The 13,544-nt window shown below is 49.0% G+C and carries 13 protein-coding genes; 12 read left to right on the forward strand and 1 reads right to left on the reverse strand.

Going from position 1 to position 13,544, the window contains the following annotated elements; all coding sequences use genetic code 11:
* Window positions 1-3: 3 nt before the first annotated feature.
* Complete coding sequence (locus DWZ44_RS05405) at window positions 4-621, reverse strand: hypothetical protein (protein ID WP_055219376.1); 618 nt, start codon at window positions 619-621, stop codon at window positions 4-6.
* A 168-nt stretch (window positions 622-789) separates the two neighbouring features.
* On the opposite strand from DWZ44_RS05405, the gene DWZ44_RS05410 reads away from it, so the two are divergent.
* From DWZ44_RS05410 to DWZ44_RS05460, 12 genes are all read left to right on the forward strand, one after another.
* Window positions 790-2,121, forward strand: a complete 1,332-nt coding sequence (locus DWZ44_RS05410) for an MATE family efflux transporter (protein ID WP_117804387.1) — start codon at window positions 790-792, stop codon at window positions 2,119-2,121.
* The gene (locus DWZ44_RS18060) at window positions 2,094-2,396 is read left to right on the forward strand and encodes a hypothetical protein (protein WP_147326094.1); all 303 of its coding nucleotides are present in this window, start codon (window positions 2,094-2,096) and stop codon (window positions 2,394-2,396) included. The genes DWZ44_RS05410 and DWZ44_RS18060 overlap by 28 nt, the downstream gene beginning before the upstream one ends.
* Window positions 2,372-3,739: an MATE family efflux transporter gene (locus tag DWZ44_RS05415; protein ID WP_055219374.1), complete on the forward strand. Its 1,368-nt coding sequence runs from the start codon at window positions 2,372-2,374 to the stop codon at window positions 3,737-3,739. Before DWZ44_RS18060 ends, DWZ44_RS05415 begins: the two co-directional genes overlap by 25 nt.
* Window positions 3,740-3,840: 101 nt before the next feature.
* Window positions 3,841-5,391: a Mur ligase family protein gene (locus tag DWZ44_RS05420; RefSeq protein WP_117804388.1), complete on the forward strand. Its 1,551-nt coding sequence runs from the start codon at window positions 3,841-3,843 to the stop codon at window positions 5,389-5,391.
* A gap of 504 nt (window positions 5,392-5,895) precedes the next feature.
* The gene (locus tag DWZ44_RS05425; RefSeq protein WP_055219369.1) at window positions 5,896-6,843 is read left to right on the forward strand and encodes an L-lactate dehydrogenase; all 948 of its coding nucleotides are present in this window, start codon (window positions 5,896-5,898) and stop codon (window positions 6,841-6,843) included.
* A 205-nt stretch (window positions 6,844-7,048) separates the two neighbouring features.
* Window positions 7,049-7,846, forward strand: a complete 798-nt coding sequence (locus tag DWZ44_RS05430) for a CoB--CoM heterodisulfide reductase iron-sulfur subunit B family protein (protein ID WP_022461168.1) — start codon at window positions 7,049-7,051, stop codon at window positions 7,844-7,846.
* Entirely contained in the window at window positions 7,843-8,226 is a 384-nt protein-coding gene (locus tag DWZ44_RS05435; RefSeq protein ID WP_055219367.1) for a 4Fe-4S dicluster domain-containing protein, read from the forward strand. Before DWZ44_RS05430 ends, DWZ44_RS05435 begins: the two co-directional genes overlap by 4 nt.
* Window positions 8,227-8,259: 33 nt before the next feature.
* Entirely contained in the window at window positions 8,260-10,248 is a 1,989-nt protein-coding gene (locus DWZ44_RS05440) for a CoB--CoM heterodisulfide reductase iron-sulfur subunit A family protein (protein ID WP_055265381.1), read from the forward strand.
* Window positions 10,239-10,691, forward strand: a complete 453-nt coding sequence (locus tag DWZ44_RS05445; RefSeq protein ID WP_117804389.1) for a hydrogenase iron-sulfur subunit — start codon at window positions 10,239-10,241, stop codon at window positions 10,689-10,691. The genes DWZ44_RS05440 and DWZ44_RS05445 overlap by 10 nt, the downstream gene beginning before the upstream one ends.
* Window positions 10,676-11,644 (forward strand): 4Fe-4S dicluster domain-containing protein, encoded by a 969-nt coding sequence (locus tag DWZ44_RS05450; protein ID WP_055265384.1) that lies wholly within the window; start codon window positions 10,676-10,678, stop codon window positions 11,642-11,644. The genes DWZ44_RS05445 and DWZ44_RS05450 overlap by 16 nt, the downstream gene beginning before the upstream one ends.
* Before the next feature lie 3 nt (window positions 11,645-11,647).
* A complete protein-coding gene (locus DWZ44_RS05455; RefSeq protein ID WP_117801696.1) occupies window positions 11,648-12,673 on the forward strand; it encodes a 4Fe-4S dicluster domain-containing protein in 1,026 nt (341 codons plus the stop codon).
* On the forward strand, window positions 12,674-13,528 hold the full coding sequence (locus DWZ44_RS05460; RefSeq protein ID WP_022461174.1) for an FAD/NAD(P)-binding protein: 855 nt from the start codon (window positions 12,674-12,676) through the stop codon (window positions 13,526-13,528).
* Window positions 13,529-13,544 lie beyond the last annotated feature (16 nt).

The raw sequence follows: 13,544 nt of genomic DNA on the forward strand, positions 1-13,544 counted from the left end.
TTTTCAGCTGAGGCGGTAAGAACCTTTCGAAAGTTTCACAAGCTGTCCTTCTTCGAGCAGCTTCTTTAAAACCCGCTGGAGCTGGCGGCGGCTGCAGTGGAGCTGCATGGCCATCTTTTCCACGCCGGAAAACGTCTGATCCGGACAGCGCTCTGAGAGATAAGAGAGGAAGGATTCCTCGAGCGTGGAAAAATTCGACTGGGAGCTGGAATAAAGCATCAGCTTTTCGGTGACAGAGTTTAAAAGATATCGTAAAAAGCGGTTGTCGTTCAGCAGAAGCTCTTTCGTGGAAGCGAGCGGCAGAACAATACAAAGCGCGGTGGTGCGTGCCTCGATCTGGTGCGTATCATCGCGTTTTCCGCAGAATTCCATATCGCCGATGCAGGTAAAGCCGTCGAGATAGCCGATCGGGTAGCTCGTGCCGTCGGCGCGGTTGGCGCTGATCTCGATGGAACCGTCCACGAGGAACGAGAGGTATTCCTCCGGATTCAGCGTGTCGAGCCGTTCGCCCTTTTCAAACTGATACAGAGAAAATGCGAGATCCGGGGTATCGAAAAGAGATGGGATCTCATGTTTCTGAAGATAAAAGTCCAGCAGAGCCGGATCAAAAATTCGTTTCATAGGAAAATCCTTTCACAGAAAAATTTTTTGGAAAACTTTTTCTTTATTGTGACATATGACACAAGAAAAAGCAAGAAAGTCTGCTAAGATAAACCAGAATGAAAAAGGTTACAGTTTGCTGGGTACCAGTGAACTGTAACCGAAAAAGAGGAAAGGGGAGTTTTCAAAATGGAAAACGAATTATTTGAGAAAACAAAAGTGTCCAAAGCATATATGACGCTCGCACTTCCGGTCGTGCTCGGCATGGTCGTGTCGCTGATCTATAATATGGTAGATACTTTTTTCATCGCGCGGACCGGAAACACGGCACTGATTGCCGGCGTATCGCTCGGCACACCGATTTTCACGCTGATGATTGCACTCGGTGACATCTTCGGCGTCGGCGGCAGTTCCGTCATTTCGCGCCTCTTCGGTAAAAAAGAGTACGAGGACGGAAGACGGATCAGCGTATTCTGCTTTTACGCAGCGATTGCTGTCGGCATTGCGGTCAGCATCATCCTGCTTGCCGCCAAACAGCCGATCCTTGGCCTGCTTGGCTGTGATGAGACGACGTGGCAGTATGCGGGGGACTATTACCAGTGGATTGCACTCGGCGCACCGTTTATCATCCTGCAGCTGACGCCGAACAATCTTCTTCGGACCGAGGGCTTCGCAAAAGCCTCGATGATCGGAACAATGCTGGGAGCCGTCGTCAACATCATTCTTGACCCGATCTTTATTTACACGCTCGGCATGGGAGCAGCCGGAGCAGCGATTGCAACGGTGATCGGCAACATCTGCGGTGATATTTTCTATGTTATCTTTATGATAAAGAAATGCCGCTATCTCTCCGTCGATTTCCGAAAACTGAAAATGACCGGAGCAGAGGTGCTCGCCGTTCTTGCCATCGGCATTCCGGCATCCGTCACAAACTTCATGCAGAGCATCGGCGTGACGCTGACGAACCGATTTTTGCAGCCGTATGGAACGGACAAAGTTGCAGCGATGGGAATTGCTTTGAAAATTATTATGATTTCTGTTCTTGTGATGGTCGGCTTCGCTTTTGGCGGACAGCCGCTGGTCGGATACAATTATGGAGCGAAAAATAAAAAACGTCTCAGTGAGACGATCCGCTTTGCCTTCCTCCTGGAAGTGCTGACCGGTGCCGGAATGGCGGTTGTGCTCGGTGCGGCGGCTCCGCTTCTCGTGGGACTGTTCTTAAAAGAGGCGGATGTCATTGCAGCGGCCCAGCAGATCCTCCGCGTCCAGCTCATTGGTATGCCGTTTGTTGGTATCGTACTCGCATCGACCTGTATTTTCCAGGCGATCGGAAACGGGGCAGGAGCAATGATTCTTTCAGCAGGACGTCAGGGCGTGATTTTTGCCATTGTAATTTTCTGCGCTTCAAAACTTGCCGGTTTTTCCGGTGTTATTGCCTCCCAGCCGGTTTCTGATTTTCTGACCGCATCGGTGGCTGTGATGATTCTGCTTCAGTGGAAAAAGAAAGAATTTGCAAAATAAGAAAGAACAGCAAAGCGGCTGCGGCACAGCGTTCCGGAACGGGAACCTGCCGCAGCCGCTTTTGGCGTGCGCAAAAAAACAGAATTCCTGCACAGGCGGCCGCTATGTCAAAAACACGTAAAAGTGATGAAAAAACGTCTCTTAATTCGGCAGTATTACGGGATTGCATTCTGAGAAAACAAGATATAAAATGGCATGAGATTCGACAAAAAGGGGAAGCAAAAACATACGACAATAGGGAGGACATCACATGGCAACAAAGAAAAGTGCAGTAAAAGATCTGACAAACGGCAGCCCGGTAAAACTGATTCTGGGGTTTGCACTGCCGCTGCTGCTCGGCATGCTGTTCCAGCAGTTTTACAGCATGGTCGATACGATTATTGTAGGAAAATTCTTAGGCGCGAAAGCGCTCGCGGCTGTTGGCAGTACAGGTTCGATCAACTTCATGATCGTGGGATTCTGTATGGGAGTCTGTAGCGGATTTGCAATTCCGGTTGCGCAGATGTTCGGGGCAGGAGACCGGAAAGCGCTGTGCCGGTATGTAGGAAATGGAGCCGTCCTGGCCGGTATTCTTTCCGTGGTGATGACCGTTCTTGTCTGCATCTGGTGCCGCGACATTCTGATTCTGATGAAAACCCCGTCCGATATTCTGGACGGTGCATACGCTTACATCTTTGTTATTTTCCTCGGAATTCCGCTTATGGTGCTCTATAACCAGACATCAGCAATCATGCGGAGCCTCGGCGACAGCCGCTCCCCACTGATTTTCCTCGGTATCTCTTCAATACTGAATATCGTGCTAGATCTTGCGCTGGTCCGCCCGATGGGAGTAGCGGGAACCGCGTGGGCGACGATTATCGCGCAGGGAGTCTCTGGATTCCTGTGTCTCTTTTATATGAAGAAAAAATTCACCATCCTTGCTTTTACGAGAGAGGACTGGAAGCTGCATAAGCATTATGTGCTTAATCTGTGCAATATGGGAATCCCGATGGGACTGCAGTATTCAATCACCGCGATCGGAAGTGTTATTTTGCAGACCGCTGTCAACGGCCTTGGTTCCACTGCGGTTGCATCTGTTACGGCTGCCGGTAAAATTTCCATGTTCTGCTGCTGTCCGTTCGACGCGCTCGGCTCCACTATGGCGACGTATGCCGGACAGAACGTCGGTGCGAAGAAGATGGATCGTGTCAACACCGGTATTTTGACAAGTTCCATTATTGGAAGCGTGTATTCCGTGGTCATTTTAGGAGTCATGTTTCTGTGGTCCCGCCAGATTTCGCTTCTCTTTGTAGATGCATCTGAGACGGTCATCCTCGACCAGGCGCGTCAGATGCTGCTGATCAACATGGTATTTTACATTCCGCTGACCCTTGTCAATGTCGTACGCTTTACCGTGCAGGGCATGGGCTTCAGCAAATTTGCAATCCTTGCCGGCGTCTGCGAGATGATCGGCCGTTCGGTGGTAGCCTTTTTCCTGGTTCCGTATTTTGGTTACACCGCAGTCTGCTTCGCAAGCCCGGTGGCATGGATTCTCGCCGATCTGTTTCTCGTTCCGGCGTACCTGTACTGCGCAAAAACGCTTCGTTCTCTTTTTGAGAAAAATGCGCAGATGATGTAAGCCGTGCCGCAAGATGGACAAGCTGTTTCAATTCTGGTATAATGGAGCCTGGATTTTAGGAAAGCTGAAAAAGAATCCCATAGAAGAGAGGAAGATATCCTATGAAACAGTCGGTATTAGAATATAAGAAACTTCTGGAGCAGGAAGGCCTTCTGGTGGAATTTGCAGAGCCGGAAGGAAAAGAAGGAGAGGACAGACCCGTTACCCTCGTAACGTATTTTTCGGGCGGAGCGGATCAGGGAACGCTGTTTCTCTGCAAAGGAGCTGCATTCAAAGAGGCATACTTAAAAGACGCCGTAAACCGCGGTGCTGTTGCCTATGTAAGTGAAAAAAAATACGAAGCGGGAAAAGAAATTCCGGCGCTCATCGTCAACGATGCCAGAAAAGCACAGTTTGTGCTGGGTGAGGCGTTTTACGATTATCCGGCAAAGTCGCTGCATGTCACGGCGCTGACCGGAACAAAAGGAAAGACAACGACAGCCTACTACCTGCAGTCGATGCTCGATGCCTGCCTGAAAAAACAGGGCGGAAACGGATGTGCACTGTTAAGTTCGATTGAATATTACGACGGAAAGACGAGAGAAGCATCAACGCTCACCACGCCGGAATCCCTGGAGCTGTGCCGTCATATGCGCAATGCCGTAGATGCAGGCCTTTCCCATATGGTGATGGAAGTATCCTCCCAGGCGCTCAAATACGAGAGAGTCGGAAACACGCATTTTGATACCGCCATTTTCCTGAACATCTCCAAGGACCACATCAGCCCGACGGAGCACAAGGATTTTGATGATTATTTCCAGTCGAAATTAAAGATCTTCGACCGCTGCACCTGCGCCTGCGTGAACCTGGACAGCGACCATATCGGGGAAATCCTGAAAGCTGCGGCAAAATGTGAGCGCGTCGTTACGTTTGGATCGAAAGAAAATGCTGTAATCCGCGTGAGTGATATCAAGCCGGGCAGAGGAAAATTCTATTTCCATGTGGCAGGACCGGATTTCTCGGAAGATTTTACCCTGCCGGTGCACGGAGCCTTCAATGTGGAGAATGCCGTAGCTGCCATTGCGGCTGCCTGGTCGATGGGAATCCCGGTTTCGCTGATCAAGGAAAGCCTCCTTGACGTCACCGTTCCGGGAAGGATGGAGACGTATGAGAGCAGCGCGGGCGAGGTCACGGCGATCGTGGATTTCGCGCACAATGGCCTGAGTTTTGAAAAAATGTTTGATACCGTAGCACTCGAATACCCGGGAAGCCGCGTAAGCGTTGTGTTCGGAACCCCGGGCGGAAAAGCATTCAACCGCAGAAAAGATATGGGTGAGATTTCCGGAAAACGGGCGGACCGGATTTTCCTCGTACCGGATGATCCGGGAAACGAAGATCCGCAGGCGATCTGTGAGGAGATCGGCGGGTACATAGCAAAGGAAGGTGCATCCTTCCAGATCCGCATGGACCGCGGAGAAGCAATCCGGGAGGCGATTCTTGGCGCCGTACCGGGAGAGGTTGTTCTGATCCTTGGAAAAGGCGCGGACGTGACGATGCACGTCGGAAACGGAAATGTGCCGTACCGGTCAGATGCCGTCTATGCAAAAGAGGCGCTTGCCGAATATGGAAATGCATTTGCCGAAGCGGCAACGGCTCGTGAAACAGAAGAATAGAAGCAAAAACAGAAAAAAACAGAGCAAAAAAGACACGGAACAGAAAAATCCGTGTCTTTTTTGCGTCTGGCGGCAGCAGAAATGAAAATCAGACAGGAAATTTGGCGGATACATCCTACAAAATGTAGAAAAGAAGGACAGAAACTAGCCCGTATGACGAAAAGTTGTTAAAAATATAACGAACGAAAGTTAGACGTGTGAAACTAAACACAGAAAGCAAAAACCCGGGAACCATGCGGAAAAAGACGAATTCTGCGGGATGAAGGACAAAGCTGTAAGTTTTTGGAAAGAATTCTTGTGAAAAAGAACAAAAAATGGTATAATTGTATTGAAATATATCCAGAACACCCCTTCTGGAAGCGTACGGGCTCAGTGAGAAAAAAGATTTCACGAAAATGCTCGAAAAAAACACTTGTTAAATTCTTGTCATAGTGCTATGATAAGGAAAGTGAAAAATTTATCAATCACAAAAACCAACTAGGGGTATTTTAGAAAGGAGTATTTATGAGCAGCAAGATTACCATCATTGGAGCTGGAAGCGTTGGATCTACGATCGCCTATACACTGTCGAACGAAGACATCGCGTCTGAGATTGTTCTCATCGATATTAACAAGAAAAAAGTAGAGGGAGAGGTTATGGATATCGCGCAGGGTACCTGCTTCCGCGATCCGGTCTCCATCATCGCAGGTGAGTATGAGGATGCCAAGGACTCTGATATCGTAATTATTACTTCCGGTATTGCAAGAAAGCCTGGCCAGACCCGTATTGAGCTGACCCAGACCAACGTAAACATCTTAAAATCCATCACACCGGAAATCGTAAAAGCGGCTCCGAATGCCATCTACATCATTGTAAGCAACCCGGTTGATATCATGACCTACGTGTTTACAAAGATCTCCGGACTTCCGGAAAACCAGATCCTTGGTTCTGGTACCATGCTGGATTCCGCGAGACTTCGCTGCGGACTGTCTGAACACCTCAACATTGCCCAGAAAAACATCCACGCTTACGTATTCGGTGAGCACGGCGATACTTCCTTCATTCCGTGGAGCGGCGCTTACGTTTCCGGTGTCAGTCTGGACGAGTACTACGAGACCGTAGAAAAAATGGGCAGGAACGTAACCAAGATCGACAAAGATGCTATGCTGGAGTACGTAAGAACTTCCGGCGGACAGGTTATTGCAAACAAAGGAGCTACTTTCTATGCAGTATCTGTTGCAGTATGCAAACTGGTAGCAACCATTCTTTCTTCTTCCGATTCTGTAGCAACCGTATCTTCCATGATGCACGGTGAGTACGGCATCGAGGATGTATGCTTAAGCACACTGACCCTCGTTGGACCGAAAGGCGTACAGGGCAAGATTCCGATGCGTATGACAAAAGAGGAAGTAGAAAAACTCAAAGCAAGTGCCGACGCATTAAAAGCAGTTATCGCACAGATCGAGCACTAAGAGCGGGCAATAAGCTCAAAACATAAAATTTATGGCAGTGGCAGAAAGTGCGAAAGAGCGGTATCTCCCACTGCCTTAACGTGCGCCTGAAGAAATTTTCCGCCGGGTGTACATAAAAAGAGTACCGGAAACTTTTCCGGTGCCGGACAGAAGATACCGCAGGCAAAATGGAAACCAATAGGAGTAACAAGAAAGGAGCAATTCCATGACCTACAGTTATTTTCCGGGCTGTACGCTGAAGAACAAAGCAAAAGATCTGGATCACTATGCCAGAGAATGCGCAAAAGTTCTGGGATTTGAACTGGAAGAAATTGAAAACTGGCAGTGCTGCGGAGCTGTGTATCCACAGGCATCCGATGAAATCGCTACCAAACTTTCTTCGGTTCGCGCCTTAGCAGACGCCAAAGAAAAAGGACAGGATCTGATCACAGTCTGTTCCGCCTGTCATCACGTGATCAAACGCGTAAACGATGACATGGCGAATGTAGAAGACATTCAGACAAAAGTAAACAACTACATGGCTCTTTCCGAGCCATATCTTGGCGAAACGAAAGTACTTCATTATCTGGAAGTGCTGCGTGACGTCGTTGGATTTGACAAGATCAAAGAGAAAGTGGTAAACCCATTAAAAGGAAGAAAAATCGGCGCATATTACGGCTGTATGCTGCTTCGTCCGAGCACCACAATGCAGTTTGACGATCCGGAAAATCCGACAATCATTGAAGACTTTATCAAGGCCCTTGGCGCAACACCGGTCGTATATCCGATGAGAAATGAGTGCTGCGGCGGCTACATATCCCTCAAAGAAAAGAAAATGGCATCCAACATGGTAGACCAGATCATGGCATCCGCATCCTACAAAGGAGCAGAAGAACTGATCACTGCATGTCCGCTTTGCATGTACAACCTGCGCAATAACGGAACAAAAGAAGGTCTTCCGGTTACCTACTTTACCGAGCTTCTTGCAGAAGCACTCGGCATCAAAGAGGAGGTGCAGGCATGAAAATTGCAACATCCGATGAAATCCGTGCCATCGCCGGTGTGGATACCAGAAAATGTATGAAATGCGGTAAATGTTCCGCATCCTGTCCTGCTTATAACGAAATGGACATCCGTCCGCATCAGTTTGTATCTTACGTACAGAACGGCGATGTGGAAGCACTGATGAACTCCAAGTCCATCTGGAAATGCCTCTCCTGCTTCGCATGTGTAGAGCGCTGTCCAAGAGACGTAAAACCTGCCAAACTGATCGAGGCAGTTCGTCTTTCCGTGATCCGTCAGAGAGGAGAGAATTATCTTTCTCCGGATGAAATTCCGGCTCTTCTGGATGATGAGACTCCGCAGCAGCTTCTGATGAGTGCATTCCGTAAATATAGAAAGTAAAAAACAACCCATCCACAGAAAGGTGAGAGAAAAGTGCAAAGAATAGGAGTATTTGTCTGCCACTGCGGTACAAATATTGCGGCTACGGTTGATGTCAAAAAAGTTGTTGACGTCATCAGCAAAGAGCCGGGTGTTGTTCATGCAGAGGATTATCAGTATATGTGTTCCGAAACGGGTCAGCAGAAAGTGATCGATGCCATTCAGAACGAGCATCTGACCGGCGTTGTCATCTGTTCCTGCTCTCCGCGTATGCATGAAGGAACGTTCCGCAAAGCAGCAGAAAAAGCGGGCCTGAACCCGTATCAGCTGGAGATTGCAAACATTCGTGAGCAGTGTTCCTGGATTCATAAAGACATGGAAGAGGCTACCGAGAAGGCCGTAATTCTGGCCCGTGCAGCCGTTGCTAAAGTTATGCTGGATACCCCGCTTACCCCGGGCGAGAGCCGCGTTGTAAAACGTGCGCTGGTGATCGGAGGCGGTATCGCAGGTATTCAGACTGCACTGGATATCGCAGATGCAGGCTATGAAGTAGATATCGTAGAGAAGACCCCGAGTATCGGCGGAAGAATGTCACAGCTTGACAAGACATTCCCGACCCTCGACTGTTCTTCCTGTATCCTGACTCCTCGTATGGGAGAGGTAAACGCGCATGAGAAGATCAACATCTATACCTACAGTGAGGTAGAGAGCGTTGGCGGATTCGTCGGTGATTTCAAAGTAGACATCCGTAAGAAAGCAAGATACGTAGATATGGACAAATGTACCGGATGCGGACTCTGTCAGGAGAAATGTCCTTCCAAGAAGAACCTGAGCGAGTTCAACAGAGGCCTGTCCAACCGTACTGCAATCTACACACCGTTCGCACAGGCAGTTCCGAACGTACCGGTTATTGATACTGCAAACTGTATCCACTTCAAAACCGGAAAATGCGGTATCTGCTCCAAAGTCTGTGCAGCAGGTGCAGTAAACTACGACCAGAAAGATGAAGTAATCACCAGAGAGTACGGCGCAATCGTTGTGGCAACTGGTTTCGATACCATCAGTCTGGACAAGTTTGACGAATATTATTACAACCAGAGCAAAGACGTAATTACCTCCCTTGAGATGGAGCGTCTGATGAATGCTGCCGGCCCGACAGGCGGTAAAGTAGTACGTCTTTCCAACGGCGAGCATCCGAAGGATATCGTATTTATCCAGTGTGTCGGTTCTCGTGACGTGACTTGCAGAGGAAAGAGCTACTGCTCCAAGATCTGCTGTATGTACACCGCAAAACAGGCTATGCTGGTGCGTGACCATTATCCGGATGTCAATGTACATGTCTTCTACATTGATGTTCGTACCCCGGGTAAAAACTTCGATGAGTTCTATCGCCGTGCGGTAGAAGAGTTTGATGTAGACTACATCAAAGGCCAGGTAGGAAAAGTATCCGAGGCTCCGAACGGACGTCTTCTGGTACAGGGTTCCGACCTGCTTGACAACCGTCAGATCAAAATGGAAGCAGACCTTGTTGTCCTTGCAACTGCCATCGAGCCGAGCAAAGATGCAAGAAAACTGGCTACCATGCTGACCGCAAGTATGGATACCAACGATTTCTTTACTGAGGCACACGCAAAGCTGCGTCCGGTAGAGTCCCCGACCGCAGGTGTCTTCCTCTCCGGCGTATGCCAGGGACCGAAAGATATCCCGGAGACCGTTGCACAGGCAGGAGCTGCTGCTGTCAAAGTAGTCGGACTGCTGGCAAAAGACAAACTGACCACCAACCCGTGTACAGCAGAATCCAATCCGCTGTTCTGTAATGGATGTGCATCCTGTGAAAAAGTCTGCCCATACGGCGCAATTTCCTACGAAGACCGTCAGGTCAACGACCATGGAATCCGTGAAACCAGACATGTGGCAGTCGTTAACGGCGCACTTTGCCATGGATGCGGTGCATGTACCGTTGCATGTCCGTCCGGCGCTATGGACCTGAAAGGATTCTCCAATAGACAAATTCTCGCGGAGGTAGATGCAATATGCCGATAGATAACAACGAAAACAAAGAATTTAAGCCAGTCATCGTGGCATTCTGCTGCAACTGGTGCTCCTACGCAGGAGCAGACCTGGCAGGTTCCAGCCGTCTTTCCTATCCGGCAGACGTAAAGATCATCCGTGTTCCATGTTCCTGCCGTGTCAATCCGCTCTTCATCTTAAGAGCATTCCAGAAGGGCGCTGACGGAGTCATCCTCTGCGGATGCCATCCGGGAGACTGCCATTACAGCACAGGAAACTATTATGCAAGAAGACGTATGACCCTGCTGTTCTCCATGCTGGATTACATGGGCGTTGAGAACGGACGTACCCGTGTGGAATGGGTATCCGCCGCAGAAGGTGTGAAATTCTCCCAGACCATGAACGAGTTCATCAAGCAGGTTACAAGCCTTGGTAAGAATGTCAGATTGGAGGATTTACGATGCAAGAAAAATTAGTATCCCGCGCAAAAGAGCTTCTGTCTGACGGTACCGTAGTCCGTGTTCTTGGCTGGAGAAAAGGTGACACTGATTTCAGTGCAGAGCCTGCATTCTTCGAGACTGCCGAGAGCCTTTCCGAGTTTACCTACGACGGATTCTGCGGCGCAAACCTTAGCAAATACATGATTAAAGCATCGAAAGAAGAAGGAAAAACACTCGTTTTCTTAAAACCGTGTGATACTTACAGCTTTAATCAGTTAATCAAAGAGCATCGTGTGGATCGCGAGAAAACCTATATCGTCGGCATCGGCTGCGATGGAAAACTCGATATCGAAAAGATCCGTGAAGCAGGATGCAAGGGTATTACCGCTGTAACAGAAGACGGCGATACCATCAAAGTGGCAACTGTTTACGGCGACAAAGAGCTCGCAAGAGAGGATGTTATCCTGGAAAGATGCAAAGCCTGCAAGGGCGGAAAACACGTTGCCTACGACGAGCTGGCAGAGAACTGCGACGAAGAGAAACCGGCAAAAGAAGGCCGTTTTGAACTGGTTGAGAAGCTCGAGGCAATGGCTCCGGAAGAGCGTTTCGCATTCTGGCAGAACGAACTGTCCCGCTGTATCCGCTGTAATGCATGCCGTAACGTATGTCCGGCCTGCAGCTGTATCAAATGTGTCTTCGATAATGACCGTTACGATACCGCACAGAAAGCAAATACGACTACATTTGAAGAGCAGATGTTCCACATTATCCGTGCATTCCACGTTGCCGGACGCTGCACCGACTGTGGCGAGTGTTCCCGTGTATGTCCGCAGCACATTCCGCTGCACCTGCTGAACCGTAAATTCATCAAAGATATCGACGAGTTCTACGGAGAGTATCAGGCAGGCGCCGATACCGACAGCCGTGCACCGCTCACCAACTTCACACAGGAAGATGTAGAGCCAAGTATCGTTAAGGAAAGGGGTTAAGGGATGTATCAGATTAGCAGAGAAAAAATGCCGGAGCTCCTTGCCGCTGTTGCAAAGGAGATGGATCTTTTCCTTCCGGTACAAAACAATGGAATTACCAATTTCGGTTTCTGGACCGAGGACGCAGACGTGGATCTCGATACCTTAAAAACCGTAAAATCCCCGAAAGATGCCTTTTTCCCGCAGAGTGAAATTCTTTACTCCTGCTATCAGAAGGCAAATAAAACCAGCATTGAACCGGCTGCATTAAAAGACGCACCGTTTGCTATCTTCGGCGTTCGTCCGTGCGATGTCAGAGCGTTCGATGTTCTGGACCGCGTTTTCTTAAGCGAGCCTGCAGACGTTTACTATGCAGCAAGAAGAGAGCACGGCATCGTTGTTTCCCTGGCTTGTCATGAGCCGGAAGACAGCTGCTTCTGTAAAACCTTCGGCATCGATGCTGCAGAACCGGCAGCAGATGTTGCTATGTGGCAGGTAGCTGACGGTTATGCATGGGAAGCAAAAACCGAAAAAGGCCAGAAACTGACCGAGCTTGTAAAAGCTTACCTGACCGAGCAGGATCTTACCAAAGAAGTAGAGGCTGAGAAAGAAGCAATCCGTACTCTGATCGACAAGATGCCAAACAGCAACCTTTCCCTCGAGGGATGGGGCGTTGGCAAGACAAAAGAACGTTTTGACGATCCGAAGTGGAAAGAACTTTCCGATGCCTGCTTAGGCTGCGGAACCTGTACGTTCTCCTGCCCGACCTGCCAGTGCTACGATATCAAAGACTTTAACACCGGAAACGGTGTACAGCGTTACCGCTGCTGGGATTCCTGCATGTACTCTGATTTCACCATGATGGCAGCAGGAAACAACCGTACCACACAGCTGCAGCGTTTCCGTCAGCGTTTCATGCACAAACTGGTATACTTCCCGGACAACAACGACGGAATGTATTCCTGCGTCGGATGTGGACGCTGCGTAGAGAAATGCCCGCAGTCGCTGAACATTGTCAAAGTAATCAAACGCATGGGAGGTACCAAGTAAATGTGCAATTGTAGTTGTGGAAGCGAAGAAAAGAAAAACGCTTTGCTGCCGCAGGTCGGTATCATCACAGATATCCGCCGCGAAACACCGGACGTAAAAACATTCCGTATCGTTCGTCCGGACGGCACCAAGCTGTTTGAACATATGCCTGGCCAGTGCGCAATGCTCTGTGTACCGGGTGTCGGAGAGGCACTGTTTTCCATTACCTCTTCCCCGACAAACAAAGAGTACCAGGAGTTCTCCATCAAGGAGTGCGGTACTTTAACGAATTATCTTCACAACATGTCCGTAGGAGATGAAATCCTGGTTCGTGGACCGTATGGAAATCATTTCCCGGTAGAAACCGTATTAAAAGGACAGGATCTGCTGTTCATCGCCGGAGGTATCGGACTTGCTCCACTGCGTTCTGTTATTAATTACGTACTGGACAATCGTGATAACTACGGTACCGTAGATATCGTTTACGGTTCCCGTTCCAAAGACGATCTGGTACAGTTAAAAGAGATCCAGGAAGTATGGGCGAAAGCAAAAGATGTCAACGTGCATCTGACGATTGACCGTGAACAGGAAGGCTGGGACGGCCATGTAGGATTCGTTCCGAATTATGTGAAAGAACTGAACATGTCCGTTGACAAAACAGCTCTGATCTGCGGACCGCCGATCATGATCAAATTTGTCCTTCAGGGACTTCAGGAGCTGGGCTATGAGAAAACACAGGTTTACACTACTTTGGAGCTTCGTATGAAATGCGGTATCGGAAAATGCGGCCGCTGCAACATCGGAGATAAATATGTCTGCAAAGACGGCCCGGTTTTCCGCTGCGACGAGATTGACGAATTACCGAACGAATATTAAACGGAGGTTGAAGAAA

Origin of the sequence: Blautia sp. AF32-4BH (assembly GCF_003460565.1) — a bacterium.
Taxonomy (GTDB): Bacteria; Bacillota; Clostridia; order Lachnospirales; family Lachnospiraceae; genus Fusicatenibacter; species Fusicatenibacter saccharivorans.